The sequence below is a fragment of the Microbacterium enclense genome (assembly GCA_038182865.1).
Classification (GTDB): Bacteria; Actinomycetota; Actinomycetes; order Actinomycetales; family Microbacteriaceae; genus Microbacterium; species Microbacterium enclense_B.
In genome coordinates, this window is record CP116226.1 from 2,308,845 (window position 1) to 2,335,371 (window position 26,527).

Consider the following 26,527-nt stretch of genomic DNA (forward strand, 5'->3'; position numbering starts at 1 on the left):
ACTCCGCCGCCGCCGGGGCCACCGGCGACCCGCCCGGGCCGCAGGAGGCATCCCGCACAGGGGGACGCACCCCGGCGCTTTCGCACCAGACGTACCGACAAGAAAGAGATCCCATGGACGAGATCACCCGCGACGTGGTCGTCATCGGAGCCGGCGCCGCCGGCCTCACCGCCGCCAACGACCTGCGCAAGGCCGGCCTCTCGGTCGCGGTGCTCGAGGCCCGCGATCGCGTGGGCGGACGCCTGTGGACCGACGTCGTCGAGGGCGCGATGCTCGAGCTCGGCGGCCAGTGGGTCTCGCCCGACCAGCAGGCGCTCATCGACACCGTCGCCGACCTGGGGCTGTCGACGTACAGCCGCTACCGCGAGGGCGACAGCGTCTACGTCGGCCCCGACGGCATCGCGAAGCGCTTCACGGGCGACATGTTCCCGGTGGCGCCCGAGACCGAGAGAATCATCGACGAGATCACCGCGCGACTGGATGCCATGGTCGCCGAGATCGACCCCGACCGGCCGTGGGAGCACCCGAACGCCGACGAGTGGGACAAGATCTCGTGGGACGCGTGGCTGCGCCAGCAGACCGACGACGACGAAGCGGTGCGCAATCTCGCGTTCGCCACGGGCTCGGCCATGCTCACCAAGCCCACGCACACGTTCTCTCTTCTGCAGTCGCTGCTGATGGCCGCCTCGGCGGGGTCGTACTCGCACCTCGTCGACGCCGATTTCATCCTCGACAAGCGCGTCGCCGGCGGTCTGCAGCAGGTTCCCGAACTGCTTGCCGAACGGCTCGGCGACGACGTGTTCCTGAACGAGCCGGTGCGACGGATCGTCTGGGGCACCGACTCCGCGGCTCCGGATCGCCTCGCGCAGTCGGGGACGGGGCGGCGGGTCGACGACCTGCGCGCCCTGACGGCTCGCGTCGAGGCCGCGAAGCACTCCTCGTCGGGCGTGACCGCGATCGCCGACGGCGTGACCGTCCGTGCGCGCTTCGCCGTCCTGGCCCTCGCTCCCGTCCTGTACTCCCGCATCTCGTTCGAGCCGCCGCTGCCGCGCCTGCAGCACCAGATGCACCAGCACATCTCGATGGGCTTCGTCATCAAGGTGCACGCCGTCTACGAGACGCCGTTCTGGCGCGAGAAGGGGCTCTCGGGCACCGCCTTCAGCCCCTACGAGCTGTCGCACGAGGCGTACGACAACACCAACCACGGTGACGAGCGCGGCACGCTCGTCGGCTTCGTCTCCGACCAGAACGCCGACGACCTCTTCCGTCTGAGCGCCGAGGAGCGCAAGGAGAAGATCCTCGAGTCGCTGTCGCACTATTACGGTCCCGAGGCGAAGAACCCCGTCGTCTACTACGAGAGCGACTGGGGGACCGAGGAGTGGACGCGCGGGGCGTACGCCGCGAGCTTCGACATGGGCGGTCTGCGGCGCTACGGCGCAGACCTCCGCGAACCCGTGGGGCCGATCCACCTCGCGTGCAGCGACATGGCCGGCGCCGGCTACCAGCACGTCGACGGCGCGATCCGCCAGGGGCACCGCGCCGCCGACGAGATCCTCGAACGGGCACGCGGATGAGCGCCGCGGTCGTCGTCGGATACACCGCGACCGACGCCGGGGCAGACGCCCTCGCCCTCGGCATCCGTCTGGCCCGCGCGATCGACGCTCCCCTCGAGATCGCGCTGGTGTTGCCCGACGACGCCCGCAGCGTCATCACCCCGCCCGACGCGGCGTACTCGCGGCACATCCGCGACCAGGCCGAGCAATGGCTGCGCGAGGCTGCCCGGGAGGTTCGGGATGCCGTGCCCCACCGCACCCGCGTCCGTCACGCCGACTCGTTCGCCGAGGGCCTCGTCGCCTTCGCCGACGAGATCGGGGCGGGCTACATCGTCGTGGGCGCCGCCAACGGGGGTCTGCGAGGCCGTCACCGTCTGGGCACCGTCGCCTCGGAACTGCTGCACTCCTCCGATGTCCCGGTCGTCCTCGCGCCGGAAGGCTCGCGGCGCATCGACCCCGCGCTCGGGGTCAGCCGCATCACGGCCGCGATCGGCAGTCGACCCGGAGCCGACGTGCTCCGCGAGGAGAGCGTGCAGCTGGCCGCCGCGGCATCCGTCCCTCTCCGTCTTCTCTCGCTCGTGACCGTCGACCTGCCGGCGGGACTCGAGACGGGCGCGATCCGCGTCGCCGGAGCCGTCCACGCGGAGGAGGTCCTCACCCAGGCGCGAGCCGAGCTGCCCGCCGACGTCGCCGCGGAGGTCGTCGTCGGTGACGGTGCGAGCATCGAAGAGGCCGTGCGGGAGCTCGCGTGGGACCCCGCCGAGCTCGCGATCGTCGGCTCGAGCAGGCTCGCGCAGCCGCGGCGCCTGTTCCTCGGGTCGACGGCGGCGAAGATGCTGCACGAACTGCCCGTTCCCCTGGTCGTCGTCCCACGAAGCCGTGCCGACGCCAGCGTCGAGGAAGGATCGCGGCCATGACCGCATCCCAGGGGGCATCGACGCCCCTCACCACCGAGACCGGCGGTCTGTCGAAGAAGGGCCTGAGCGCCGGGACTATCGGCCTCATCGGCGCCGTCGTCATCGGCATCTCGTGCATCGCCCCCGCCTACACGTTCACGGCGGCGATCGGTCCGACCGTGGGAGCCGTGGGCCTCCAGGTGCCGGCGATCATCCTCGTGGGCTTCATCCCGATGCTGCTCGTGGCCTTCGGCTACCGGGAGCTGAACAACCGGATGCCGGACTCGGGTACCTCGTTCACCTGGGCGTCTCGCGCCTTCGGGCCGTGGATCGGCTGGATGGCCGGGTGGGGACTCATCGCCGCCACCATTATCGTGCTCTCGAACCTCGCCGGGATCGCGGTCGACTTCCTCTTCCTGCTCATCGCGCAGCTGACCGGTCAGCCCGGCATCGCCGATCTCGCCTCGAACCTCGGCATCAACATCGTCGTGTGCCTGCTGTTCGTGCTCGGAGCCACCGTGGTGTCGTACCGCGACATGCAGACCACGCAGAAGCTGCAGTACGTCCTCGTGACCTTCCAGGTCCTCGTGCTCGTCGTCTTCGCGGTCGTCGCGATCACACACGCGGTCCAGGGGAACGCCTTCGACGCGACCCCGTTCTCGTGGGAGTGGTTCAACCCCTTCGCGGTGTCGTCGTTCAGCGCCTTCGCGGCCGGGGTGTCGCTGTCGATCTTCATCTTCTGGGGGTGGGATGTCACGCTCACGATGAACGAAGAGACCAAGGACCCCGAGAAGACACCCGGACGCGCGGCCACGATCACCGTGATCACGATCGTCTCGCTGTACCTCCTGCTGGCGGTGTCGATGATCATGTTCGCCGGGATCGGCGACGGCGAGTTCGGCCTCGGCAATCCCGACATCCAGGACAACGCGTTCTTCGCGCTCGCCGGCCCCATCCTCGGCCCGTTCGCCGCGTTCGTGTCCCTCGCGGTCCTCACCAGTTCGGCGTCGTCGCTGCAGTCGACCTTCGTCGGACCGGCGCGGACGCTTCTGGCCATGGGCCACTACGGCGCGCTGCCGGAGTGGTTCGCGAAGGTCAGCCCGCGCTTCTTCACCCCGGGGTTCGCGACCATCGTGTCGGCCGTGGTCGCCGCCGGCTTCTACGCCGTCATGCGCGTGGTGAGCGTGAACGTGCTCAGCGACACGATCCTGACGCTGGGCATCATGATCTGCTTCTACTACGGCCTCACCGCGTTCGCGTGCGTCTGGTACTTCCGCAAGCAGTGGTTCGACTCGGTGCGCAACGTCTTCTTCACTCTGCTGTTCCCCCTGGTGGGCGGGGTCATCCTCGCCGTGATCTTCGTGACGACCCTCGTCGACAGCATGAACCCCGCTTACGGGAGCGGTTCCGAGATCGGCGGCGTGGGACTCGTCTTCCTCCTCGGGATGACCATCATCCTGCTGGGAGTGGCGATCATGGTGTGGCAGCGCATCCGTCGCCCCGCGTTCTTCCGTGGCGAGACCCTCTCGACCGACGCCCCGGCCAGCGCGCGCCGCGGACGCCGCCCCGCCCCACGACCCTGACCGTCCCCGACCGACAACCGACAACGACAGAAACGGACCGACACCCATGAGCGACTACGCCGTCGTCAACCCGGCCACGGGCGAGACCCTCGCCGAGTACGACACCCTGTCCGACGCGGGAGTGGAAGCGGCCATCGCGTCGGCCCACGACGGCTTCCGCGTCTGGTCGCGCACCGCGCCGGCCGAGCGGGCCGAGGGTCTGCGCCGCGTCGCCCAGCTGCACCGCGAGCGACGCGACGACCTCGCCGCGATCATCGTGCGGGAGATGGGGAAGCCGCTCGAAGCCGCTCTCGGCGAGGTGGATTTCGCCGCCGACATCACCGAGTACTACGCCGACAACATCGACGAGATCACCGGCGACACCCCGATCGACATCCTCGGCGAGGGCACCGCCGTGATCCGCCGGTCCGGTCTCGGCGTGCTGCTGGGCATCATGCCCTGGAACTTCCCGTACTACCAGGTGGCCCGCTTCGCGGCTCCCAACCTCGCGGTCGGCAACACCATCCTCCTCAAGCACGCTCCCCAGTGCCCCGAGTCGGCGGAGGCGCTGCAGTCGATCTATCGCGACGCGGGGCTGCCGGAGGGGGCGTACGTCAACGTCCGCGTCACGAACGACCAGGCGGCGACGATCATCGCCGACCCGCGCGTGCAGGGGGTGTCGGTCACCGGATCGGAGCGCGCCGGTTCCGCGGTCGCCGAGATCGCCGGTCGGCACCTCAAGAAGGTCGCGCTCGAGCTCGGCGGGTCGGACCCGTTCATCCTGCTCTCCACCGATGACCTGGATGCCGCCGTCCAGGCCGCCGTCGACGCCCGCCTCGACAACGTCGGGCAGTCGTGTAACGGCGCCAAGCGCTTCATCGTCGTGGACGACCTGTACGACGCCTTCCTGTCGAAGTTCACCGCCGCACTCGGCGAGGCGAAGGTCGGCGACCCGTTCGCGGAGGACACCGTCCTGGGCCCCCTGTCGTCGCTGGCCGCAGCGGAGCGCCTCGACGAGCAGGTCCAGCGGGCGGTCGCGCAGGGCGCGACCGTCGAGGTCGGCGGCACGCGCGACGGCGCCTTCTACCCCGGCACCGTCCTCACCGGCGTGACGAGTGAGATGGACGCGTACGGCGAGGAGTTCTTCGGCCCCGTCGGCACGGTCTACCGCGTCTCGGGTGAAGACGAGGCCGTCGCTCTCGCCAACGACACGAGCTTCGGTCTCGGCTCGTACGTCTTCACCACGGATGCCGATCAGGCGGCGCGCGTGGCGGACCGCCTCGAGGCCGGGATGGTCTACATCAACGTCGTGCTCGCCGACTCGCCCGAGCTGCCGTTCGGCGGTGTCAAGCGCAGCGGCACCTCGCGCGAACTCGGGCTGCTGGCCGCCGACGAGTTCGTCAACAAGAAACTCATCCGCACGGCCTGACCCGGACACGAAGACGGCCGCATCCCGTGGGTGCCGCCGTCTTCGTGTCTTCGAGCGCCGTCAGTTCGGCAGGGTGGCGCGGACCTCCGCGGCCTCTCCGTGGCGACCGAGCGCCTCGAGGGCGTCGCCGAGGTCGATCGCGACCGCCTGGCGCAGCGGTTCCTGTGCGGCCCCGTGCTCCAGGGCCGAACGGAGGATCGCGACGGCCTCCTCCGGGCGGCCGGCCCCCAGAAGGATGCGCGCCGCGACGAGCTCGGAGCCCCCGGCCTGCGGCACGCTCCCGGCCGCGAGGAACCCGTCCGCGGCCTGGAGTGCGCACGACACCGCCTCGTCGACGTCGCCCGCGCTCGCCAGGATGCGTGCGCGGGTGTCGAGGAGGTCGGCCACGAGCCAGGGGACATCGTCGGCGCGGCCGATGGCGAGCGCCTCGTCGAGGCTCACCAGGGCGTCGTCATCACCGCGATGCGCTTTGACCTGCGCGAGGGAGTGCAGGGCGTCGGCGAGCATGCCGCGGTTGTCGTCGTCGGTCCGCGCGGCGTCGACCGCCGTCGTGAGCGTCTCGACGGCGTCATCCGTCTCGCCGAGGCGGCCGAGCAACTGCGCCAGGGCCACCAACGCCGAGGCGCGCCGGGCGGGCTCGTGGGCCTCCTCGTGCAGTTCGGCCGTGACCTCCCACGCGCGCAGCGCGCTGTCCCACTCCTCTGCGTGCTCGAAGGCGCGTGCGAGCAAGCCCACGGTGATGGCGCGGGAGCCGGGTGCTTCGCCGGCGGCGGTCTCGTCCTGGAGGACCTCGTCGATCACGTCGATCGCCTCGTGCGGGACGTCGGCCGCCAGAAGGGCCCGCCCGAGTCCGTACCGCAGGGGGGCCGTGGGTTCCCCCGCGGCGGCGAGGCGCTGCACCGCGAGACGGTACGAAGCGACGGCCCGCTCGGCCTGGCCCGACCGTTCGGCGAGCTGTGCTCCCAACGACACGGCGCTGGCCACGACGTGGTCATCGACGTCCCAGGCGAGAAGGAGCCGGGCGGCCTCGTCGGCGTCGTCGGCGCCGCGCGCCGGCTCGCCCAGGGCATCGAGGATCATCGCCCGATCCATCAGCACACGGACTCGCCGTCCGGCGTCCAGCCCCTCGTCGGCCAGCAGAGGGTCGAGCACGGTGATCGCCTGGGCCGGCTCGTCCTTCGCCCGGAGCACGTCCGCTTCCATGTGGGCGAGGGCGTGCACGCGTTCGGCATCGCCCGTCTGGACGAAGAGCTCGCGCGCCGAGCGGCCGGCGGTCAGCGCCTCGTCGAAGCGACCGGCGACGAGGTGGCGGTACGCGACGATCGTCAGCAACTGCGCCCGGAGGGCGGGCGAGGCGTCGGGGTGTGCGTCGAGGGCTCCCGCCGCGAAGACATCGTCGGTGCCGAACAGGGCGAGACCGAGCTCGTCCTCGAGATCGGCGCGGGCGTCGTGCCCGACCTCGCGCAGGGCGGCCACGCGGGCGGGGAGCACGTGGGCTGCGTCGTCGAGACGGTCTTCGGCGACGAGCCCGCGGAGGAGGAAGAAGGTGATCGTCACGCGGTCGACGGCGTCGGCGTCGTCGTGCACGTCCGCGAGGGCGTCGATCGCCGACGGCGTGCCGATCGTGGCCAGCACGCGGGCGCGCGTGATGCGCTCCGGCAGGTCCCGTTCGCGCGGAGCTCTCGCCGGCGCGGCGAAACCCGGCGACGACAACGGCACGTCCCAGTGCTCGTGGGCCAGCGCGCGCGTGCGCTCCAGGCGCCGCGCGTGAGCGTCGGTGCCGTTGCGCCGATCGAAGGCCGCGGCGATCTCCTCGGCCCGCTGCCAGCAGAGGGCGGCGAGTGCGGATGCCGTCACGGGCTCCTCGCGTGCCCCGAACAGCGGCGCGAGCTCGCTGGCATCCGATCCCCGTACGGGGGTGTCGCCGTGACCGACACGGGTCACGGCGTCCAGGGCCAGGGCGAAGGCGGCGAGGGCCTCCTGGTGGGCCTCGGCGTTCAGGCCGTCGTGCGCCACCCACCTCAGGTGCTTCTCCACGAGACTCAGCGCGCGTGCCTCGTTGCCGGTGACGGTGCAGAAGATGACGTGGTCGGCGATGATCGTGAGGTTGTCGGGGTTCTCCCGCGCGAGGCGGTAGCTGCGCGTGTGGAAGGCGCGGGCGTCATCGAACCGTCCCGCCCGCAGGAGCGGGAGCAGCGCGAGCGCCAGTGCGCGCTCGGGCTCCTCGCCGCACGTGAAGCCGCCCTCGACCATCTCTTCGACGAGGCGGATCGCCTCGTCCTCGCGCCCGGTCTCGGCGAAGAACCCGGCGAACTGGCTTCGCACGCACGCGTCGCAGTGGCTGTACTCGTCGCGCGGGGTCGCTTCCAGGCGTTCGCGCAGGGTGGCGGCCTCCTCGATGCGGCCCGCCGCCCACGCGTCTTCGAAGCGCGCCATCAACGCGCCGCTCAAGCCGACGCCCGCTCGTCGATAGTGCTGTTCCATGTCGTCGAGCACGGCGTCGATCTGTTCACTCGCGAACTCGGGGGAGCCACGCAGCGCGCCGGCCATCCACTTGTACTGCCACAGCAGATCACCGGCCGGCTCGAGCTCGGCGGGGAAGCGTTCGGGATCGGCGTCGTGCTGGGCGAGGCACCACGCGAAGGAGGTCAGCATCAGATCGGTGTCGCCGATCATGTTGGCGCTGGAGGTCTGGCGCAGGCGGGCCTCGTACTCGAGACGAGGATCGCCGCTGTCCTGCGCGCGAGCGACCGCCTCGGCGACGAGGGCTCTCTCCTGCGGCCCCCAGGGTGTCCGATCGATCTCGTCGAACAGGGCGCGGATGCTGTCGGCGGCGGCGGTCATGCGGGTCCTTCCGTAGCGGGGTGAGAAGTGGTGGCGTCGGCGGCGAGGTCGACGAGATCGGCGAGCGCCGTCGACATCAGGGCCCGGTCCGCGGGGCCGAGGGGGTGATGACCGGCGAGCAGTGCCTGCACATACAGCACCTGGACGCCGGCGGTGAAGGCGCGACCGTCGGGGGTGTGCGCGAGACGTTGCACCGTCGGGTTGGTCCAGTTCAGGCACAGGCGCGACGTCGGGGTCTCCTCGCCGCGGTCCCGCCCGCGCGCCGCGGCAGTCCCCGCGCGGTCGAGGACACCCGCCCACAGCGCCCCACCCGCGCTGCGTGCGCGGCCGCGATCGAGGGCGCGCAGCACCTCGGGGTCGGCGACGAAGAGGGCGGCGGCCTCCGGACGTTCGAAGGCGCGCGCCACCACGTCGACGGTGCTCAGTGCCTCCCGTGCGCGGTTCTCCAACGCGAGGACGACAGCGCGCTGCTCGAGGGGCGGTGGGGTGAGACGGTCGATCTCGTCGACCACGTCCACGGCCTCGACCCGCGCCTCGGGGAAGACGTCGGGCAGCGACCGGACCAGGTCGTCGTCGTAGATGTAGCCGCCGTTGACGACGATCGTGCCGCTCGCGGCGACGCTGACGACCTGACGGAAGGCCTCGACGGTCTCGGCGTAACGGACGGTGGGGGAGCGGCGCACGAGCTCGTCGATGCGCAGGCGCCCCGCGTTCGTCTCCACCGACAGCCACGGCACGATGAACCGCGCCAACTCCGCGTCGTGCCGCACGAGCGACTTCAACGCCACCTCATGGACGCTGACGACCTGCGCCAGACGCAGGGGGTCGCTGAGCGCCAGGTCGAGGATCCATCGGCGGATGGCATCCCCCAGCTCCGACCGGGTCTGTTCGAGCGCGTCGTCGGCGACGAGCGCCTCGCGGCTCGCCGTCGGATGCAGTCCCGCCGAGTCGACCACGGCCCGCACGAAGAACGCCCAGTCGGGCAGGAGGTCCTCGGCCCGTTCCGTGAGCAGCATGCGCTGGAGATAGACGCGGGTGCTCTGGCGGGCGGTGGATGCCGGGGCGAACGGCAGCACGAAGGCGAGGCCGCGCGTCTGGGTCGCGGGGACGGAGAGCGGGATGATCGCGAGGGGCTCGGCTCCGAGCATCTCCCTCCCGTACGCCGTCTGCTCCTCGCGATCGTCGCCGAGGAACGGGGGCGCGGTGGTGATCGCCGTCTCGCCGCCGGAGGGGAGGTCGATGCTCACCGCGATCGGCAGATAGCGTCCGAAGGTCTCGGCGAGCTCCACGACGGTCGCGGTGCTGAGCAGTGCCCGGCTGTCACCCCGCGGGCGTAGGTGCACGCTGGTTCCCACCGGGGTGTCGTCGGGACCCGGCCCGACCTCGAACGTCCCGTCCGCATGGCCCACCCACTCGACCGGGTCGGTGCCGCGGGCGTTGCGGGAGCGGATGACGATGTCGTCGCAGACCATGAAGCACGACAGCATGCCGATGCCGAACTGCCCGAGGAAGTCCGAGCGGGGCAGGTCGAACATGTCGCGCTTCGAGCTGCGCCCGACGGTTGCGAGCAGATCGGCGACGTCGTCGGGAGTCAGTCCCACGCCGTCGTCGCGCAGGACGAACTCCTCGGATGCCGCGCTCACCGGCGTGATCCGCACGCGACCACCGCCACCGTCGACCTCGCGGCGCGCGGCGATCGCATCGACCGCGTTCTGCAGCAACTCGCGCAGGAACACCCGCGGACCGGAGTAGATGTGCCGGCTCAGCAGGTCGATGACACCGCGCAGATCGACCTGAAACTGCTGGGCGGGCGCGTGCGAATCCATCCGTGCTCCTCGATCTCTCGCCGGTCGCCGGGCAGTCGGGGGCCAGGACGGCGACCGTCGTTCAGCCTATCCAGAGGCCTCCGTCCTCACCCTGCCGCGCGGGGCTCGTTCGTCGACGGTGCGCGCGATGCCGTACACTTGCAGTGCAGTCGAAATCTGCATTCTTTCGCCGTGCCTCGCGCACAGGCGGCATCCCTCCCCGAGAGATCCGTGGCGAAAGCGTGCCGGTCTCGAATCCTGGATCCCTCGGGATCTTAGGGCGGTAGCTCAATTGGCAGAGCAGCGGTCTCCAAAACCGCAGGTTGCAGGTTCGATTCCTGTCCGCCCTGCGCACAGCACACGCTGGCAACGAATAATGACCTAGGTGGTTCGATGACGCAGGACGAGGCGAAGGGCGAGGTCGTCGCAGACCGCGGCGCGCCCCGCGAGAAGAAGCTCAACTTCTTCGCGCGGATCGCTCTTTTCATCCGTCAGGTCTTCACGGAACTGCGCAAGGTCGTCACCCCCACGCGGCAAGAGCTGGTCAAGTTCACCGCCGTGGTCCTCGGGTTCGTCGTCGTGATGATGGCGCTCGTGTACGGCCTCGACCTGCTGTTCGTGTGGCTGACCAGCGCCGTCTTCGGCGTCCCGAGCACCGCCGGCGCCTGACCGGCGCTTCGGCGACGCGCGGCCCCCACGAGTGGCCGCACTTCAACGGAAGAGATCATCAGTGTCTGAAAGATATGTCGACGACGCCGATTGGGCGACGGCTGCCGAGCAGTCCAGCGAAGACGACGAAGCCCAGGAGGGCAACGTGCTCGCCTCGCAGGAGCACGCGTCCGACCCGGCGGAGCACAGCGCCATCCACGTGGTGGACGACGCAGACGACTCGGATTCCGACGACGATCTCGCCGACATCGACATCACCGACCCGGAGGCTGACGCGATCGTGAACGACGCTCTCGAGATCGACGAGACCAGCGAGGCCGAGGCCGCCGCCGAGGTTCTCAACGACGCACTCGCCGAGGAGGAGGCCGAAGAGGCCGCCGAGGCCGCCGACGAGGTCACCCCCTACGACGGTCCCGACATCAACGGCGAGCCCGACGCCCCCGTCCTCGACGAGGAGTTCGTCGACGAGGTCGACGCTGCCGCCGGCGTGGTCGACGAGGTCGAGGCATCCGAGTCTCCCGCCGATGCCGCTGAGGCCCCCGTCGACCTCGATGACGCCGACGACGAAGACGCCGACCCCTACGAGGCGTTCCGCGCCGAGCTGCGGTCGCTCCCGGGCAAGTGGTACGTCATCCACTCCTACGCCGGTTTCGAGCGCAAGGTGAAGGCCAACATCGAGCAGCGCAAGTCGACGCTCGAGGTCGAGGACGACATCTACCAGGTCGAGGTCCCGATGGAGGACGTCGTCGAGATCAAGAACGGCCAGCGCAAGATGGTCAACCGCGTGCGCATCCCCGGCTACGTGCTGGTGCGCATGGACCTCAACGAAGACACCTGGTCGGTCGTGCGTCACACTCCCGGCGTCACCGGCTTCGTGGGCAACGCCCACAACCCGACGCCGCTGCGTTTCGAAGAAGCCTTCAACATGTTGAAGAGCCTCGTCGAGGTGAAGGAAGCGGCCCCCGCCAAGTCGGGCGGCGCCAAGGGCGCCCCGGTGGCGCCCCGCTCCATCCCGGCCGAGGTCGACTTCGAGACCGGCGAGACCATCACGATCAAGGAAGGCTCCTTCGCTGGCCTGCCCGGCACGATCAGCGAGATCAAGCCCGAGAGCGGCAAGCTCACGGTGCTGGTGTCGCTCTTCGAGCGCGAGACCCCGGTCGAGCTGTCGTTCGACCAGGTCACCAAGATGATCTGACGCGTCCGGCGCGTCGTGAACGCCCCGCCCGGCCTCGGCCGCGCGGGGCGTTCGCCTTTTCCTGGGGCGGCCCGGGCGCGCCGCGGGCATGCTCGGGGCGGCCGGCGCGTCTCGCTGGCGCACACCGAGCTGTCCGCGCGTCTCGCTGGCGCACGCATAAACGCAATCGGCGCGCATAAACGCGCTCGCCCCGCGTTTATGCGCGCGGATCGCGTTTATGCGTGTCATCGCGAGCGGGTGTTCCTCACGATGAAAGCCAGAGCGCCGGCCTCGGGGCGACGCACGGGTAGCAGCCCGGCGGCGAGCAGGGCGCCGCGCAGCGCGTCGACGCCGAGCGCGCCCGCGTAGTCCCATCGCGCGAACCGCCACCCGTGCCGGCGGAGCGCGTCTTCGCGCCGCTTCTCAGCGCGGACGACTTCCGCCCCTGTGGCGGCGTCGGTGTCGCCGTATTTCACCCACCCGTCGATCTCCCCGATGACCCTCCGCTCCGGCCAGCAGAAGTCCGACCGGTAGAGGCGTCCCTCGACTCGGTGTTTCTCCTGCAGCGTGGGCGCCGGGAATCCACACCACTCGATGACCGCCCGACTGATCGACTCGCCTGGTGACTCCGCCAACGGTGACGTCGCCATACGTCACGGACCGCGAGCGACGTCCGTCGAAGATGTGGATCGCGCGCGGATGCCCGAAGACGGGGAGTCCGAGCAGCGAGGCAGCGGACTCATGCGAGAACACGGCATCCTGTCTGGTCGACGCGAAGGCGTGCACACGAACGAGGATGGATCGACGGGCGCACTCGCCGGTGCCCTCGGCTGTACGCCGCGCGGCCCGCGCCCGATGGTGCGCGCGGCCTACGCCCGGTGCCACGCTGGCCCGAACTCGCGGATGCCGGATTCCACGGCGTGGCGTATGATGAGAAGGTTGCTCGTGCGTCAGCACGGGCGCGACCGCTGCCCGGAACCGCCGGGTGTGCGGGAGAGAGGGAGCCGCGAGGCCCCCGCTCGAGAGAGGAAAAGGATATGGCACCCAAGAAAAAGGTGACCGGCCTGATCAAGCTCCAGATCAAGGCGGGCGCGGCCAACCCCGCGCCGCCGATCGGTCCGGCGCTCGGTCAGCACGGCGTCAACATCATGGAGTTCTGCAAGGCCTACAACGCGGCGACCGAAGCCCAGCGCGGCAACGTCATTCCCGTTGAGATCACGGTCTACGAAGACCGCAGCTTCACCTTCATCCTGAAGACCCCGCCGGCGGCGGAGCTCATCAAGAAGGCGGCTGGTCTTGCCAAGGGCTCGTCCACGCCCCACACGGTCAAGGTGGGCAAGCTCACCAAGGACCAGGTTCGCGAGATCGCCACCACGAAGCAGCCCGACCTGAACGCGAATGACATCGAGGCCGCCTCGAAGATCATCGCCGGCACCGCCCGTTCCATGGGCATCACGGTCGAGGACTGAGGGAGATAACAATGGCTACCAAGTCCAAGGCATTCCGCGCCGCTGCTGAGAAGATCGCGGCCGACACGTTCTACACCCCGACCGAGGCCGTCGCCCTCGCGAAGGAGACCGGCTCGAAGAAGTTCGACTCGACCGTCGAGGTCGCGCTGAAGCTCTCGGTCGACCCCCGCAAGGCCGACCAGATGGTCCGCGGCACGGTCATCCTGCCCCACGGCACGGGTAAGACCGCTCGTGTCATCGTCTTCGCCAACGGCCCCGCGGCCGAGGCGGCCCTCGCCGCCGGCGCCGACGAGGTCGGCGGCACCGAGCTCATCGAGAAGGTCGCCGGCGGCTACACCGCGTTCGACGCGGCCGTCGCCACGCCCGAGCTCATGGGCCAGGTCGGACGCCTCGGTAAGGTCCTCGGACCCCGCGGCCTCATGCCGAACCCCAAGACCGGCACCGTGACCCCCAACCCGGCCAAGGCCGTCGAGGAGATCAAGGGCGGAAAGATCGAGTTCCGCGTCGACAAGCACGCCAACGTCCACTTCGTGGTCGGCAAGGCGTCGTTCTCGGCCGAGCAGCTCGACGAGAACCTGAAGGCTGCGCTCGAGGAGATCATTCGCCTCAAGCCGTCCAGCTCGAAGGGCCGCTACATCCAGAAGGGCGCCGTCTCGACCACGTTCGGTCCCGGCATCCCGCTGGACGTCAACGTCCTCGCCTGACATTCGTCACCGGAAGCCCCGCCGTGCCCCGCGCCGGCGGGGCTTCCGTGTTCCCTCCCGCTCTCCGCTCCCGTCCGTCGTGCACGGACGTGCAACGGGGCGCCGTCCGGGAAGACTCTTCCCGGTCAGCGCGTTGTTATGGAGAGCGCGCTCTGCGCCACACCCCCCACCCCCTCACCCTCTGCAAGGAACAGCTATGCCCCGTCGCCGTTTGACCGTCCTCGCCGCCACCCTGGGCCTGAGTGCCCTCGCGCTGACCGCCTGCAGCGGCGGCACCACCTCGGGGGCCACCCCCGGAGCCGGGTCGGAGTACGACCTCGTCTCCGACGGCACCCTGACGGTCGCGACCGAGGGCACCTACCGCCCCTTCTCGTTCCACGAGGGCGCCGGTGACCTCACCGGCTTCGACGTCGAGATCGCCGAGGCCGTGGCCGACAAGCTCGGTCTGCAGGTGAAATTCCAGGAGACGCAGTGGGATGCCATCTTCGCGGGACTGGATGCCGGCCGCTTCGACGTCATCGCCAACCAGGTGTCGATCAACCCCGAGCGACAGGAGAAGTACACCTTCAGCTCGCCGTACACCGTCTCGCGCGGCGTCATCGTGACCACCGACAGTGACACGTCGATCTCGAGCTTCGCCGATCTCGCGGGCAAGACCACCGCGCAGTCGCTCACGAGCAACTGGTACGAGCTGGCGACCGAGAGCGGTGCGCAGGTCGAGGCCGTCGAGGGCTGGGCGCAGGCCGTCGCTCTCCTGAAGCAGGGTCGCGTGGATGCCACGATCAACGATCAGCTCACCTACCTCGACTACGAGAAGACGAACAGCCCCACGGGCCTGAAGATCGCGGCCCAGACCGACGACACCTCCGAGAGCGCCTTCGCGTTCAAGAAGGGGCAGGACAAGCTCGCCGAGGCCGTCGACGGCGCTCTCGAGGACCTGCGCGCCGACGGCACGCTCGCCGAGATCAGCCAGAAGTACTTCGGCGCCGACGTCACGCAGTAAGCCGGCGTGACGCCGTCACTCCGGAAGACGGCGCTGTAAAGCCCCGCGGACCGACCGCCTGCCGCCTCTAGCGTGGGAGGCGGTCGGTCCGCGTCCGCGTCGCGGGAAGGATCCGGGCCGAGAGCCCGCGTGAGGAAGGAGGCCCATGAACGACATCTGGTCGCTGATGCTCGACTCGTTCTGGCCGATGGTGTTGGCGGGCCTGAGGGGCACGATTCCCCTCTCGCTTGCCTCTTTCGCGATCGGTCTCGTGATCGCCCTCGCGATGGCGCTGCTGCGGCTCTCGCGCAACGTGGTGCTCTCGGGCTTCGCGCGGTTCTACATCTCGGTCATCCGCGGCACGCCGTTGCTCGTGCAGCTGTTCGTGATCTTCTACGGTCTGCCGGCCGTCGGCGTGACCATCGATCCGTTCCCGGCCGCGGTCATCGCCTTCTCGCTGAACGTGGGGGGCTACGCCGCCGAGGTCATCCGCGCGGCGATCCTCTCCGTCCCCCGGGGACAGTGGGAGGCCGCGCACACCGTCGGCCTGTCTCCCCGGAAGACCCTGACGCGCATCATCCTGCCCCAGGCGGCGCGTGTCTCGGTGCCGCCGCTGTCCAACACCTTCATCTCGCTCGTGAAGGACAGCTCTCTGGCATCCCTCATCCTCGTCTCGGAGCTCTTCCGGCAGGCGCAGAACATCGCGGCGTTCTCGTACGAGTTCATGGCCGTCTACCTGGAGGCGGCACTGATCTACTGGCTGTTCTGCCTCGTGCTGTCGTTCGGGCAGAACGCACTCGAGAAGAGATTGGACCGTCATGTCGCCCACTGACGCCCAGGCCCCGCTGCTGCGAGCCACCGGGTTGGAGAAGAGCTTCGGCTCGAACCGCGTCCTCGACGGCGTCGACCTCGAGGTCCGCCGCGGAGACGTGCTCGTGCTCATCGGTCCGTCGGGGTCCGGAAAGACCACGGTGCTGCGCTGCCTCAACGGGTTGGAGACCCCGGATGCCGGTGTGGTCGCCTTCGCCGAGGGCCCGACCGTCGATTTCGCCGGCCGGATCACCAAGGCCGACCGCATCGCCCTGCGGGACCGGTCGGCGATGGTCTTCCAACACCACAACCTCTTCCCGCATCTGACCGTTTTGCAGAACGTCATCGAAGGACCCGTTCAGGCCCACGGGGTCCCCAAGCCCGAGGCGATCTCGCGTGCCGAAACGCTGCTCGCGCGCGTGGGACTCGCCGAGAAGCGAGACGCGTACCCCGCGGAATTGTCGGGCGGCCAGCAACAGCGGGTGGGGATCGTGCGCGCTCTCGCGCTCCAGCCCCAGCTGCTTCTGTTCGACGAGCCCACGAGCGCGCTCGACCCCGAGCTCGTCGGCGAGGTGCTGACCGTGCTGCGGGAACTCGCGAACGAGGGCTGGACGATGGTCATCGTCACGCACGAGCTCGGTTTCGCGCGCGAGGTGGCCGACGAGGTCCTGTTCTTCGACGATGGCGTGATCGTCGAGCGCGGCGCCCCGTCCGACCTGCTCCGCACGCCGAAGAAGGAGCGCACGCGACGGTTCCTCAACCGTCTGCTGCGTCCTCTCGACGGCCCCGACCCCGCCTGACGGTCGAGCCGGGTAGCGTCGGAGCATGCGCCTCGAGAAGCTGCTCGGCATCGATGTCCCGATCGTCCTGGGCCCCTTCGGCGGGCTCTCGTCGGTCGAACTGACCGCCGCGGTGAGCGAGGGCGGGGGCCTCGGCTCGTTCGGGCTGTACGGGTACACGCCTCAGCGCATCCGCGACACCGTGGCCGCTTTGCGGGCGGAGACGTCGCGACCGATCGCGGTGAACCTCTGGCTGCCGCGCGGCGACGAGGTGACCCCCGGCGAGATCGACGTCGTCCCCTTCCTCCGTGCCGCCGAGCCGCTCTTCGAGGCTGTGGGGATCGACCCGCCGACGACGCCCGCCGCGTTCCTTCCGCCGCTCGACGCCCAGCTCGAGGCCGTCTTCGAGGCGCGCCCCGAGGCGGTGAGCGTTGTCTTCGGAGTCCCGGATGCCACCACCCTGACGCGCGCGCACGACCTCGGCATCTCCGTCATCGGCACGGCCACCTCGGTCGCCGAGGCGGTGGCGCTCGAGGCCGCGGGCGTCGACGCCGTCGTCGCGACGGGCGCCGAAGCGGGTGGGCATCGCGTCTCGTTCCTCCGCGATCCGGCGCACTCGCTCGTCGGGACATTCGCCCTCGTCCCGCAGGTCGCGGATGCCGTCGACATCCCGGTAATCGCGGCCGGTGGCATCGCCGATCGGCGGGGCGTCGCGGCGGCCCTCGCCCTCGGCGCCGACGGCGTGCAGGTCGGCACGGCGTTCCTGCGGACGCGGCAATCTGCGGCGACTCCCGGTCACCGGGACGCGATCGCCGCCGCCGCCGACACCGACACGGTGCTGACGCGTGCGATGAGCGGGCGGTTGGCGCGTGGCATCCCGAACCGCGCGATGCGCGAGCTCGAGGCCGCGGGCATGATCGCGCCTTTCCCCGCGCAGAACTGGCTCACCGGGGTGTTCCGCGCCGCGGCGACCGCGGCGGGCGACGCCGACCTCGTCTCTCTGTGGGCGGGGCAGGCGGCCGGCCTGGCGCGTCGAGACGATGCCGCAGCCGTGCTCGCGGAGCTGCGGGCGGGGCTTCCCGTCTGAGTCGCGCGGCGCTGTCGCGCTCAGGCGGTCGGACGGATCTCGAAGCCGCTCGGCGAGGTCTCGGCGCTGTCGACGAGCTCGACGCGCTCGACCCGTGCCGACGGGGGACCGTCGTGGGCCCAGGCGACGACGGCGTCGATCGCCGCTTCCTCGCCCGCGATGAGGGCCTCGACCGTGCCCTCGCGGCGGTTGCGCACCCATCCGCGTGCTCCCGCACGCCGGGCGGCCGCCTGCAGGGCGTAGCGGAACCCGACGCCCTGCACCCGCCCGTGCACCGTGATCGTCACCGTTCGCATGGCCCTCATTCTCGTCGGCGCGCCCCGTCCGGCGCAGCCGACGCGTCGGCCGACGCGGGTCTCGAGCCGCGGACCGTGCTCCGTCAGTGCGGCAGAACCAGCGAGAGCGCGATCGCGAACATCACGATGGCGATGATCGCATCGAGAATGCGCCACGCGCGGGGGGTGTCGAGCCAACGCCCGAGGAAGCGGGAGCCGAAGCCGAGCGCCGAGAACCACACGAGGCTCGCGATGCACGCGCCGATCGCGAAGGCCCAGCGCCCGTCGCCGTGGGTCGAGGCGACCGAGCCGAGCAGGAACACCGTGTCGAGATACACGTGCGGGTTGAGCCAGGTGAGAGCGAGGCACGTCAGCACCGTCACCGTGAGGGTCGAGCGCGCCGTGCGGGTCCGCACGAGGGTGTCGCCGGCATCCGGGGTCGTCGGGGACGCCGGGACCCCCACGTCGACGCGCAGGGTCTCGCCGCTCGGCCGCAGGGCACGCCGCGCCGCCAGGAGACCGTAGCCGACGAGGAAGGCCGCACCCGCCCAGCGCACGACGACGATCAGCCACGGGACCGCCTGCAGCACGAAGCCGATGCCCGAGACGCCGAACAGGATGAGCACGGCGTCGGAGAGCGCACACACCGCGACGACGGCCACGAGGTGCTCGCGCCGTACGCCCTGGCGCAGCACGAAGAGGTTCTGCGCGCCGATGGCGACGATGAGCGAGAAGCCGAGGCCGAGACCGGCGAGCAGGGGAGCGAGCACGCTTCGACGGTAGGACTCCGCGCGAGAAAAGAACAGCTCAGCATTCTCACGCACCATTAGCATCACTTCATGTCTATTCCGCTCGATCTCGCCCGGACCCTCGCCGTCGTCGTCGAGGAGGGGACCCTGGACGCCGCCGCCCGCCGCCTCCACGTGACCCCATCCGCGGTGAGCCAGCGCGTGCGCGCGCTCGAGGATCAGCTCGGCCGCATCGTGCTCGTGCGGTCGAAGCCCGTCCGCACGACCGAGGCGGGGGACGCGGTCGTTCGTCTCGCGCGTCAGCTCGCGTTGCTCGAACACGATGCGTTGGCCGCGATCGGAGCGGAGGGCGGAGTCGTGGCATCCGTCCCACTCGCGGTGAATGCGGATTCGCTCGCCACGTGGTTCCTGCCCCCGCTCGCTCGGGTCGCCGAACGTCGCGCGGTGGTCTTCGACCTCCATCGCGACGATCAGGATTTCACCGCGGGCCTGCTCGAGGCGGGCACCGTCATGGCCGCGGTCACCTCGCGCGAGACCCCTGTCGCCGGCTGCCGCGTACGCCGTCTCGGCGTCCTCCGCTACGAGGCGGTGGCGACGGCGTCCTTCGTCGAGCGATGGTTCCCGGACGGAGTGGAGACGTCCGCTCTCGAAGCGGCGCCGGTGGTCGACTTCGACCGCCGCGATGACCTGCAGACGAGGTGGCTGGCGCGCCGTGGGGTCGTGCCCACGGCGCCCCCGCGTCATCGGGTCCCGGCATCCCAGGACTTCGCCACCGCCGTAGAGCTCGGCCTGGGGTGGGGACTGCTCCCGCGGTTCCAGTCGGCGACGGGGCTCGCCACGGGCGCACTCGTGCGCCTGGGCGACGACCCGATCGATGTCCCGCTGTTCTGGCAGCAGTGGAACCTCACCTCGACCCTGCTCGATGAGGTCGCCGAAGAGATCGTCGCCGAGGGGCGACGGGTGTTGGCGTCCGGCTGAGTCAGTCGTCGCTGACGTGCAGGACGATCTTGCCCCGCGTGTGGCCGCGCTCGAGTTCGGCGTGTGCGGCGGCGGCGTCGTCGAGATCGAAGACCCGGTCGATGAAGACGCGCACCGCTCCCGAATCGAGGAGTCGCCCGATGGTCGCCAGCGCGGCGCCGTCGGGGATGGTCTTGTAATCGGTGGACCGGATGCCACGGGCAGCCGCCGCCTCGCGGTACCCGGGCCACGCCCCCGTGGGGACCTCGATCAGCAGTCCGCCGGGGCGCAGCACCTCGAGCGAGCGGGTGCCGGTGTCGTCGGAGACGTTGCCGATCAGGTCGATGACGACGTCCACGTCGGCCACGACCTCTTCGAAGCGGGTGGTGGTGTAGTCGACGACGTCGGCGGCGCCCAGCTCGCGGAGCCAGTCGAGGTTGCGAGTCGAGCCCGTCGCGATCACGTGGGCGCCGAAGTACGCCGCGAACTGGACGGCGAAGTGTCCGACGCCGCCGCTGCCCGCGTGCACGAGGATCCGCTGTCCCTGATGGGCGAGGGCGGTCTCGACCACGAGTCCCCATGCGGTGAGGGCGGCCACGGGGACCCCCGCGGCCTCGACGTACGAGAGCGAGGCGGGCTTGCGGGCGAGCGAGAGGGTCGGCACGACAACGTACTCGGCGTAGCCGCCGGGGGTTCGCGGCACGGCGGCCATCCCGTAGACCTCGGTGCCGACGGGGAACGGGTGCGCGTCGAACGGGGCGCGCACGACCACGCCGCTGACGTCGAGGCCGAGCACGGCGGGCCACGAGTCGATCGCTCCGGACATGCCCCGTCCCGCACGCGTCTTGGCGTCGATCGGATTGATTCCCGCCGCGACCACGCGGACGAGCACTTCGCTCAGCACGGGGGTGGGCACGGCGACCTCGGCGAGGTGGAGCGCGTCGGCTGCTCCCGGGGCGTCGAAGACGGACGCCCGCATCGTGTCGGGGACCGCGGGTGCGGGTTCGAGGATGGTCTCGGGACGCGTCGATCGGTATCTCATCCGGCGCTCTCTCTCGCGTGCGGTCGCATCGGCGGCGACACCGCCGCGATGCTCCCAGTCAACCTCGCCATTGTCTCCGCGGTGTTACACCTCGGTCACCGTGTCGCGACGGTCCGCTCAGCGAAGGAGCGGTGGTTGCATCGAGTCCGCGGGCCTCAGTCGCGCGAGGGGACCTCACCGACGGCGAGAGCGTGCAGCAGCGTGGAGAGGTGGCGGATGTCCGTCACCGACCAGTCGGCCATCGCGTCGTAGAGGCGGCTCTCGTGGGGAGCGCGCGCCTCGGCGAGACGTTCGTGGCCCACCTCGGTCACCGAGATCAGGCGCGATCGGCCGTCGTTGGGGTCGGGCGTGCGCGTCACCAGGCCGAGGTCTTCGAGCTCGCTGATGGAGCGGCTGAGGAAGCCCTTGTCAGCTGTCAGTCGTTCGGCGAGAGCCGAGAGGGTCAGCGGCCCGAAGCGGCTGACGACCGAGAGGGCCTTGAAAGTGGCCGGCAGCATCCCGGGACTCACGCGTTCCGCCGCCTCGGAAACGAAGCGGCGGAACACGGTCATGAGCTCCGAGAACGACGATTCCAGGGCCTGCACGGCCTCACGGCGGTCGTCGTCCAATTCGCTCGTCACGTCAGACATCCTCTCCCATCCCGGCGTCGCGGCGCGCACGGCGCGAGGGAGCGGCATCCTGGGTCGGCACCGAACCGGTCGCGGCGAGCGTCGCCATCCCGGCCGGAACCGACACGGTGGCGAAGTCGGCTTCGCTCGCGGCCACGCGTTCCGTGGTCGTCATGCGGGTGAGCGGACGGTTGGGCAGGAACAGGATCGCGATGAGGCTGACCACGGCCACCGGCACCGCGATGAGGAACGAGTGCGCGATCGACTGAGCGTAGATGTCCTCGACGATCACGCGGACACTGTCAGGGAGCGTGGAGACCTGGGGGATCGCGCCGGACTGCAGCGACTGCGCGACCGCGGCCCCGTCCGCACCGAGCCCCATGATCGCCGTCTTCAGGTCGGCCGCGCGGTCGGTGAACAGGCTCGTCGCCATGCTCGCGAGGGCGGCGCCCATGACCGAGACGCCGATCGTGCCGCCGAGGCTCCGGAAGAAGGTCACTCCCGAGCTCGCCGCACCCATCTGCGTGGGGTTGGCCGTGTTCTGCACGATGAGCACGAGGTTCTGCATCGTCATGCCGACGCCGGCGCCCAGGAAGAACATGTACAGCGAGACCAGGGCGAAGTTGGTGTCGTAGTGGATGGTCGACAGCAGGAACGATCCCGCGATCAGCAGCACGCCACCGGCGATGAGGAACGGCTTCCAGTGACCGAAGCGCGAGATGAGAGCGCCGACGACGATGGATGCCACGAGCAGGCCGCCGATCATGGGGATCGTCATGACGCCGGCTTCGGTGGGCGTCGCGCCGCGCGCCATCTGCATGTACTGGCTGAGGAAGACCGAGGTGCCGAACATCGCCAGACCCGTGGCGATCGAGGCGATCGTGGCGAGGGTGAAGGTGGCGTCGCGGAAGAGGGTGAGCGGGACCAGCGGCTCGGACGAGCGCAGTTCGACGACGATGAAGAGGATCGCGGCCACGACGGCCCCGCCGACCATCAGCATGGTCTCTGTGCTCGCCCACTCGAATGAGGTGCCGGCGTTGGTGATCCAGATGAGCAGCAGAGACACCGCGGTGGAGAGCAGCACGATGCCGAGGTAGTCGATCTTGACCTTCCGCTTCGCGCGCGCGGGCAGGTGCAGCGTGCGCTGCTGGATCAGCAGGGCCGCGACGGCGAACGGCAGGGCGACGAAGAAGTTCCAGCGCCACCCGAACGCGTCGGTGATGACACCGCCGAGCAGCGGGCCGCCGACGGTCGCGACGGCCATCACGGCGCCGAACAGACCCATGTACCGGCCGCGCTCGCGCGGGCTGATGATGTCGGCCATGATGACCTGGCTGAGCGCGGCGAGGCCGCCGGCGCCCAGGCCCTGCACCGCGCGGAAGGCGATGAGCATGTCGGTGTTCTGCGAGAACCCGGCAGCGGCCGTGGCGAGCACGAAGATCGCGATGGCGATCTGGATGAGCACCTTGCGGTTGAACAGGTCGGCGAGCTTGCCCCAGATGGGGGTCGAGATCGCGGTGGTCAGCAGAGTCGCCGTGACGACCCAGGTGTAGGCGTTCTGATCGCCCGACAGGTCGTGCACGATGACCGGCAGCGACGTCGAGACGACGGTCGAGGCGAGCATCGACACGAAGGTGCCGAGCAGCAGCCCGATGAGGGCCGGGAGGACGCGGCGCTGAGCGGGCGCGTCGACGGAGGTGGTTGCCATGCGGGAACTCCACGAAAGGGGGACGGATGCCGCGACGACGATGGCGCGATTAGTTGACTGATGTCAACGATACGCCTGATGCTTGACTTGCGTCAACTATTAATCGAGGAGCGCGAGAGCGCGGTACCTGTCCGTCGGTTCGTGCCGGGCGGGTGCCGGTCGGCGTGACTCCATGGTGCGACGGTAGAGCTCGTCGATGAGCGAGGTCGCGAGCCCGACGAGCTTGGCGATCTCCCGTTCGTCTCGATCGATCCATTGGCACCGGGGCTCGTCGTCGACGGGGATGAAACCGTCGTGCTGCTCCCACGCGACGAGCGTGCGTTCGGCGCCGAGGACGTGCTGCTGCCACCAGATCTGCCGCATGTAGGTGCGGGGGATCGATCGCCACGCCTTGTTCGTCGTCTTGATCTCGGCGAGGACGACGCGTCCCTCTCCATCGACGACGACGCCGTCAGGGGTGGCGAGGTGTCGTCTCTCGACGACCGCGTGATACAGCGCCGACGAGGGCTGGATGCCGTGCGTCGCCGCGACCCAGGCGGCGATCTCGGGCTCGCGGCGACGGCCGTGCGCTGTGAAGGCGTTGCCCGAAAAGCTCGAGCCCATGAGCTTGGCATCCGCTGCGCGCGAGATCGCGTTGTGGCTCGTCAGTGTGGCGACATCGGTGGCGGTGATCCCACGCGAGCGCGCCCGGATCCAGGCCACGCGGTCGCGCGAGTCGGCGACGATGCGGGCGTCGAGGTCGGCGCTGCGGGAGGCGACGAGCTCGGGGGGCATGCGTTCGACCCTAACCCCGCGCGGCCTCGGAGCGGATTCGAGCGTCGGCGCGTCGGCATCCGGGATGCCGGGGGTCTTGTGGTCGAAGTAAGGGTGACCTAAGTTGATGGCATGACTCCGGATGCCGCCTCTCTGCGTCGCCCCGACGGTGGCCGCTGGTGTGATCTCGAGGGCGCCGTCCTGCTCGGCGGGGATGCGCGGAATCTGCCCGCGATGCAGCGGATCGCGGCAGCCCTGTCGCCCGCGGCGCACCTGACGGTGCTCGTCGAGGTCGACGGTCCTGTCGAGGTCGGCGCGTTCGACGCGGGGGAAGCCCGCGTGAGCTGGCTCGACCGCTCGATCCATGGCGAGCGGCGCCCGCGCGGCGAGCGACTGGCCCGGGCCATCCACGCCTGGTGCGCCGAATGGGCGTGCGGCGAGGCGCCCGTCTGCACGGTGTGGCTCGGCGCTCGGACCCCCGCGCGCATCGTCCGCATGACGCAGGCGTTGCTGCCCGAGGCGCGCGTGTCCTGACGCGGCGGGGGTGGGCGTCGGCTCGTCGCAGCTCGTCGCCGCCGGCTCGATGCGCCGACGACGCACCTGGTTCTCGAGGACGCACTCGTCGGATCGCATTGCTGTGCGTCTTCGTCCATCGGATACGTCTTGGCCGCTTCGTCGGGACCGCGCGGCCCGAGTCCCATTGTGGATAACGACCGACGCCGCTTCGCCGGAGTCGACAGGGTAGGTGCATGCAGGCGGAATCGGCGGTCGTGCGGGCTCGAAGGTCATTGTTCTCGCGGGTCGAGCTGCGCGAGCGCGGGGTCTCGGATGCCGAGCTGCGGAAGGCCGGTGCCGGCGGAGCCTGGCACCGGATCCAACCTGGTGTCTACATCGCGCGCGAAGAGTGGCAGGCATCGCGGCCGATCGATCGCCATCTCTACGGCGTCCTGGCCGCCAACGATCGGGCTCGCGATGTCGGCGGTGTGTTCTCCCACCTCTCGGCGGCCGTGCTGCATGGTCTGCCGCTCTATCGATTCCGAGACGGACCCGTGCACGCGACAGTCCCTCGCGCTTCGCGTCCTCCGAGTGGGCGGACGATCCGGCGGCATACGGGGGCGCTCGATACGGCGGATATCGTCACCGTCGACGGCCTCCGCTGTACCTCGCTGGAGAGGACGGTTTTCGATATCGCGTCCACCCAGTCGCGCGAGGTGGCATTGAGTTGTGCCGATGCGGCCCTGCGTCGAGTCGCGGTCTCGGGTCGGCGGTTCGACCTTGATGCGCAGGCGCTCTGGCGTGACGCCATGCGCGAGCGGGTCGAGCGTGCGAGGGGGCGACGCGGTGTGCGCGACGCCGACTGGATCGTCGGGTTCGCCGATGCTCGGGCGGAGCTGCCGGGCGAGAGCGTGAGCAGACTGCAGCTGCACCGGCTCGGTTTCCGTGATCTCGACCTGCAGGTGGCCGTGGCAGGACCCCGTGGGTTCGATTACTTCGTCGACATCGCCCTGCCCGACGTTCGGACGTTCTGGGAATTCGACGGGGAAGTGAAGTATCGGGACGCTTCGATGCGGCAGGGTCGCTCCGTCGAGGACGTGCTGCTGGACGAAAAGCGGCGCGAGGACTGGATCCGCGGAGTCACCCAATGGAGGTTGTGCCGTGGAGGCTTCGTCGATATCGCTTCGCCGGATGCTCTCGCTGCCCGCCTCGCGGCTTTCGGGGTGCGACCGCCCCGCTGATGCGCGCCAAGACGCATGCGTTTGTCGAAGACGTAGGTGTTCGGCTCGAATCGGATGCGGTCTCGGCGAACGCATGCGTCCTCGGCACTCTGCCGGGGTCGCGCGGAGCGGGGCGGGGCGGGGCGGGCGACGGCGGCGCGGGCGGGGCGCGAGGGCGGGTTTGAAGGGAGCGCGGGCATCGGGTACAGTAGGGACCAAGCCAAAGACCGTCGGTCGTCGGAGTGCCTGCACTTCGATCGAAGCGTCTGCTGAGAAGCAGAGGACCTACGCAGGTAAACGTAACTCTCCTTCGGGAATTCGAGCTCCGTGCGCCTGCGCCGGAGCTCTTCTTTTCGCCCGGACCCCGGTGTCTTCGGCCGGCGCCCCGCCACCGCGGAGCGCCTCGTACACACAAGGAGTGGCCATGGCGCAGAAGGATGCATCGGTCGCCGAGCTCACGAAGAACTTCGAGAACTCGACCGCCGTTCTGCTGACCGAGTACCGCGGTCTGACGGTTGCCCAGCTCAAGCAGCTGCGCAACGACATCCGTCAGGACGCGGATTACGCCGTGGTGAAGAACACGCTGACCAAGATCGCCGCAGCCAACGCGGGGGTCACGGGACTGGACGACGAGCTCAAGGGCCCGTCTGCCATCGCGTTCGTGCACGGTGACCCGGTCGCCGTCGCGAAGGGCCTGCGTGCCTTCGCCAAGGCTAACCCTCAGCTCGTGGTGAAGGGCGGCTACTTCGATGGCGCCGCTCTGACCGCGGATGAGGTCAACAAGCTCGCCGATCTCGAAAGCCGTGAAGTCCTGCTGGCGAAGCTCGCCGGTGCGATGAAGGCGACGATGACCAAGGCGGCATACGTCTTCCAGGCGCTTCCGTCGAAGGCCGTTCGCACGGTCGACGCGCTGCGCGAGAAGCAGGACACCGCGGCCTGACCCGGCCCGGCTGATTA

General features: G+C 70.0%; 25 protein-coding genes and 1 tRNA gene. 17 read left to right on the forward strand and 9 right to left on the reverse strand.

Annotated elements, in window-relative coordinates; genetic code table 11:
* Nucleotides 1-113: 113 nt before the first annotated feature.
* From PIR02_10790 to PIR02_10805, 4 genes are read left to right on the forward strand one after another with little or no spacing between them, the layout of a single operon-like run.
* Nucleotides 114-1,574, forward strand: coding sequence for an NAD(P)/FAD-dependent oxidoreductase (locus tag PIR02_10790; protein WZH35266.1), 1,461 nt, complete (start codon nucleotides 114-116; stop codon nucleotides 1,572-1,574).
* Nucleotides 1,571-2,470, forward strand: coding sequence for a universal stress protein (locus tag PIR02_10795; protein ID WZH35267.1), 900 nt, complete (start codon nucleotides 1,571-1,573; stop codon nucleotides 2,468-2,470). The genes PIR02_10790 and PIR02_10795 overlap by 4 nt, the downstream gene beginning before the upstream one ends.
* Nucleotides 2,467-4,032 carry an APC family permease gene (locus PIR02_10800; protein WZH35268.1) on the forward strand — a complete coding sequence of 522 codons (1,566 nt, stop codon included), beginning with the start codon at nucleotides 2,467-2,469 and terminating at the stop codon, nucleotides 4,030-4,032. The genes PIR02_10795 and PIR02_10800 overlap by 4 nt, the downstream gene beginning before the upstream one ends.
* A gap of 46 nt (nucleotides 4,033-4,078) precedes the next feature.
* The gene (locus PIR02_10805) at nucleotides 4,079-5,440 is read left to right on the forward strand and encodes an NAD-dependent succinate-semialdehyde dehydrogenase (protein WZH35269.1); all 1,362 of its coding nucleotides are present in this window, start codon (nucleotides 4,079-4,081) and stop codon (nucleotides 5,438-5,440) included.
* A gap of 60 nt (nucleotides 5,441-5,500) precedes the next feature.
* On the opposite strand, the gene PIR02_10810 is transcribed toward PIR02_10805, so the two are convergent.
* Both PIR02_10810 and PIR02_10815 read right to left on the reverse strand, forming a co-directional pair.
* Entirely contained in the window at nucleotides 5,501-8,284 is a 2,784-nt protein-coding gene (locus tag PIR02_10810) for a hypothetical protein (protein WZH35270.1), read from the reverse strand.
* Nucleotides 8,281-10,110: an HSP90 family protein gene (locus PIR02_10815; protein ID WZH35271.1), complete on the reverse strand. Its 1,830-nt coding sequence runs from the start codon at nucleotides 10,108-10,110 to the stop codon at nucleotides 8,281-8,283. The genes PIR02_10810 and PIR02_10815 overlap by 4 nt, the downstream gene beginning before the upstream one ends.
* A 256-nt stretch (nucleotides 10,111-10,366) precedes the next feature.
* On the opposite strand from PIR02_10815, the gene PIR02_10820 reads away from it, so the two are divergent.
* The 3 genes from PIR02_10820 to nusG all read left to right on the forward strand — a co-directional run bounded on the left by PIR02_10820 (nucleotide 10,367) and on the right by nusG (nucleotide 11,953).
* Nucleotides 10,367-10,439 (forward strand) — tRNA-Trp (locus tag PIR02_10820).
* A gap of 43 nt (nucleotides 10,440-10,482) precedes the next feature.
* Nucleotides 10,483-10,758, forward strand: a complete 276-nt coding sequence (gene secE, locus PIR02_10825) for a preprotein translocase subunit SecE (protein ID WZH35272.1) — start codon at nucleotides 10,483-10,485, stop codon at nucleotides 10,756-10,758.
* Nucleotides 10,759-10,819: 61 nt separating this feature from the next.
* The gene (gene nusG / locus PIR02_10830; protein WZH35273.1) at nucleotides 10,820-11,953 is read left to right on the forward strand and encodes a transcription termination/antitermination protein NusG; all 1,134 of its coding nucleotides are present in this window, start codon (nucleotides 10,820-10,822) and stop codon (nucleotides 11,951-11,953) included.
* A gap of 224 nt (nucleotides 11,954-12,177) precedes the next feature.
* On the opposite strand, the gene PIR02_10835 is transcribed toward nusG, so the two are convergent.
* Nucleotides 12,178-12,582, reverse strand: coding sequence for a hypothetical protein (locus PIR02_10835; protein ID WZH35274.1), 405 nt, complete (start codon nucleotides 12,580-12,582; stop codon nucleotides 12,178-12,180).
* Nucleotides 12,583-12,969: 387 nt separating this feature from the next.
* Between PIR02_10835 and rplK the strand changes: the two genes are divergently transcribed.
* The 6 genes from rplK to PIR02_10865 all read left to right on the forward strand — a co-directional run bounded on the left by rplK (nucleotide 12,970) and on the right by PIR02_10865 (nucleotide 17,763).
* Nucleotides 12,970-13,401 carry a 50S ribosomal protein L11 gene (gene rplK, locus PIR02_10840; GenBank protein WZH35275.1) on the forward strand — a complete coding sequence of 144 codons (432 nt, stop codon included), beginning with the start codon at nucleotides 12,970-12,972 and terminating at the stop codon, nucleotides 13,399-13,401.
* A gap of 11 nt (nucleotides 13,402-13,412) precedes the next feature.
* Entirely contained in the window at nucleotides 13,413-14,105 is a 693-nt protein-coding gene (gene rplA / locus PIR02_10845; GenBank protein ID WZH35276.1) for a 50S ribosomal protein L1, read from the forward strand.
* Nucleotides 14,106-14,301: 196 nt separating this feature from the next.
* Nucleotides 14,302-15,108 carry an amino acid ABC transporter substrate-binding protein gene (locus PIR02_10850; protein WZH35277.1) on the forward strand — a complete coding sequence of 269 codons (807 nt, stop codon included), beginning with the start codon at nucleotides 14,302-14,304 and terminating at the stop codon, nucleotides 15,106-15,108.
* A gap of 145 nt (nucleotides 15,109-15,253) precedes the next feature.
* A complete protein-coding gene (locus PIR02_10855) occupies nucleotides 15,254-15,919 on the forward strand; it encodes an amino acid ABC transporter permease (protein ID WZH35278.1) in 666 nt (221 codons plus the stop codon).
* On the forward strand, nucleotides 15,906-16,697 hold the full coding sequence (locus PIR02_10860; protein WZH35279.1) for an amino acid ABC transporter ATP-binding protein: 792 nt from the start codon (nucleotides 15,906-15,908) through the stop codon (nucleotides 16,695-16,697). Before PIR02_10855 ends, PIR02_10860 begins: the two co-directional genes overlap by 14 nt.
* Nucleotides 16,698-16,722: 25 nt before the next feature.
* Complete coding sequence (locus PIR02_10865; protein WZH35280.1) at nucleotides 16,723-17,763, forward strand: nitronate monooxygenase; 1,041 nt, start codon at nucleotides 16,723-16,725, stop codon at nucleotides 17,761-17,763.
* A gap of 20 nt (nucleotides 17,764-17,783) precedes the next feature.
* On the opposite strand, the gene PIR02_10870 is transcribed toward PIR02_10865, so the two are convergent.
* Nucleotides 17,784-18,059 (reverse strand): acylphosphatase, encoded by a 276-nt coding sequence (locus PIR02_10870; protein ID WZH35281.1) that lies wholly within the window; start codon nucleotides 18,057-18,059, stop codon nucleotides 17,784-17,786.
* 83 nt (nucleotides 18,060-18,142) lie between these two features.
* A complete protein-coding gene (locus PIR02_10875; GenBank protein ID WZH35282.1) occupies nucleotides 18,143-18,808 on the reverse strand; it encodes a LysE/ArgO family amino acid transporter in 666 nt (221 codons plus the stop codon).
* Nucleotides 18,809-18,877: 69 nt separating this feature from the next.
* Here PIR02_10875 and PIR02_10880 point away from each other — a divergent pair, with 69 nt between their 5' ends.
* Nucleotides 18,878-19,765, forward strand: coding sequence for a LysR family transcriptional regulator ArgP (locus PIR02_10880; GenBank protein WZH35283.1), 888 nt, complete (start codon nucleotides 18,878-18,880; stop codon nucleotides 19,763-19,765).
* Nucleotide 19,766: 1 nt separating this feature from the next.
* Here the strand turns inward: PIR02_10880 and PIR02_10885 are convergent, their stop codons facing one another.
* The 4 genes from PIR02_10885 to PIR02_10900 form a co-directional block, all read right to left on the reverse strand.
* Nucleotides 19,767-20,786, reverse strand: coding sequence for an NADP-dependent oxidoreductase (locus tag PIR02_10885; protein ID WZH35284.1), 1,020 nt, complete (start codon nucleotides 20,784-20,786; stop codon nucleotides 19,767-19,769).
* Between the two features lie 155 nt (nucleotides 20,787-20,941).
* Complete coding sequence (locus tag PIR02_10890; protein ID WZH35285.1) at nucleotides 20,942-21,415, reverse strand: MarR family transcriptional regulator; 474 nt, start codon at nucleotides 21,413-21,415, stop codon at nucleotides 20,942-20,944.
* The gene (locus PIR02_10895; protein WZH35286.1) at nucleotides 21,408-23,102 is read right to left on the reverse strand and encodes an MDR family MFS transporter; all 1,695 of its coding nucleotides are present in this window, start codon (nucleotides 23,100-23,102) and stop codon (nucleotides 21,408-21,410) included. The genes PIR02_10890 and PIR02_10895 overlap by 8 nt, the downstream gene beginning before the upstream one ends.
* 99 nt (nucleotides 23,103-23,201) lie before the next feature.
* The gene (locus PIR02_10900; protein WZH35287.1) at nucleotides 23,202-23,876 is read right to left on the reverse strand and encodes a YqaJ viral recombinase family protein; all 675 of its coding nucleotides are present in this window, start codon (nucleotides 23,874-23,876) and stop codon (nucleotides 23,202-23,204) included.
* A 111-nt stretch (nucleotides 23,877-23,987) separates the two neighbouring features.
* On the opposite strand from PIR02_10900, the gene PIR02_10905 reads away from it, so the two are divergent.
* From PIR02_10905 to rplJ, 3 genes are all read left to right on the forward strand, one after another.
* Entirely contained in the window at nucleotides 23,988-24,389 is a 402-nt protein-coding gene (locus PIR02_10905) for an SIP domain-containing protein (GenBank protein ID WZH35288.1), read from the forward strand.
* Nucleotides 24,390-24,604: 215 nt separating this feature from the next.
* The gene (locus PIR02_10910; GenBank protein ID WZH35289.1) at nucleotides 24,605-25,591 is read left to right on the forward strand and encodes a hypothetical protein; all 987 of its coding nucleotides are present in this window, start codon (nucleotides 24,605-24,607) and stop codon (nucleotides 25,589-25,591) included.
* A gap of 403 nt (nucleotides 25,592-25,994) precedes the next feature.
* The gene (gene rplJ / locus PIR02_10915; protein WZH35290.1) at nucleotides 25,995-26,510 is read left to right on the forward strand and encodes a 50S ribosomal protein L10; all 516 of its coding nucleotides are present in this window, start codon (nucleotides 25,995-25,997) and stop codon (nucleotides 26,508-26,510) included.
* Nucleotides 26,511-26,527: the final 17 nt, after the last annotated feature.

Coding starts and splice junctions, on each gene's coding strand:
- PIR02_10790 (WZH35266.1), top strand. CDS start 114: ATGGACGAGATCACCCGCGACGTGGTCGTCATCGGAGCCGGCGCCGCC.
- PIR02_10805 (WZH35269.1), top strand. CDS start 4,079: ATGAGCGACTACGCCGTCGTCAACCCGGCCACGGGCGAGACCCTCGCC.
- PIR02_10860 (WZH35279.1), top strand. CDS start 15,906: ATGTCGCCCACTGACGCCCAGGCCCCGCTGCTGCGAGCCACCGGGTTG.
- secE (WZH35272.1), top strand. CDS start 10,483: ATGACGCAGGACGAGGCGAAGGGCGAGGTCGTCGCAGACCGCGGCGCG.
- PIR02_10870 (WZH35281.1), bottom strand. CDS start 18,059: ATGCGAACGGTGACGATCACGGTGCACGGGCGGGTGCAGGGCGTCGGG.
- PIR02_10905 (WZH35288.1), top strand. CDS start 23,988: ATGACTCCGGATGCCGCCTCTCTGCGTCGCCCCGACGGTGGCCGCTGG.
- PIR02_10900 (WZH35287.1), bottom strand. CDS start 23,876: ATGCCCCCCGAGCTCGTCGCCTCCCGCAGCGCCGACCTCGACGCCCGC.
- PIR02_10800 (WZH35268.1), top strand. CDS start 2,467: ATGACCGCATCCCAGGGGGCATCGACGCCCCTCACCACCGAGACCGGC.
- PIR02_10865 (WZH35280.1), top strand. CDS start 16,723: ATGCGCCTCGAGAAGCTGCTCGGCATCGATGTCCCGATCGTCCTGGGC.
- PIR02_10850 (WZH35277.1), top strand. CDS start 14,302: ATGCCCCGTCGCCGTTTGACCGTCCTCGCCGCCACCCTGGGCCTGAGT.
- PIR02_10910 (WZH35289.1), top strand. CDS start 24,605: ATGCAGGCGGAATCGGCGGTCGTGCGGGCTCGAAGGTCATTGTTCTCG.
- PIR02_10810 (WZH35270.1), bottom strand. CDS start 8,284: ATGACCGCCGCCGCCGACAGCATCCGCGCCCTGTTCGACGAGATCGAT.
- PIR02_10795 (WZH35267.1), top strand. CDS start 1,571: ATGAGCGCCGCGGTCGTCGTCGGATACACCGCGACCGACGCCGGGGCA.
- PIR02_10835 (WZH35274.1), bottom strand. CDS start 12,582: ATGGCGACGTCACCGTTGGCGGAGTCACCAGGCGAGTCGATCAGTCGG.
- rplJ (WZH35290.1), top strand. CDS start 25,995: ATGGCGCAGAAGGATGCATCGGTCGCCGAGCTCACGAAGAACTTCGAG.
- rplA (WZH35276.1), top strand. CDS start 13,413: ATGGCTACCAAGTCCAAGGCATTCCGCGCCGCTGCTGAGAAGATCGCG.
- PIR02_10895 (WZH35286.1), bottom strand. CDS start 23,102: ATGGCAACCACCTCCGTCGACGCGCCCGCTCAGCGCCGCGTCCTCCCG.
- PIR02_10855 (WZH35278.1), top strand. CDS start 15,254: ATGAACGACATCTGGTCGCTGATGCTCGACTCGTTCTGGCCGATGGTG.
- PIR02_10880 (WZH35283.1), top strand. CDS start 18,878: ATGTCTATTCCGCTCGATCTCGCCCGGACCCTCGCCGTCGTCGTCGAG.
- PIR02_10815 (WZH35271.1), bottom strand. CDS start 10,110: ATGGATTCGCACGCGCCCGCCCAGCAGTTTCAGGTCGATCTGCGCGGT.
- rplK (WZH35275.1), top strand. CDS start 12,970: ATGGCACCCAAGAAAAAGGTGACCGGCCTGATCAAGCTCCAGATCAAG.
- PIR02_10885 (WZH35284.1), bottom strand. CDS start 20,786: ATGAGATACCGATCGACGCGTCCCGAGACCATCCTCGAACCCGCACCC.
- PIR02_10890 (WZH35285.1), bottom strand. CDS start 21,415: ATGTCTGACGTGACGAGCGAATTGGACGACGACCGCCGTGAGGCCGTG.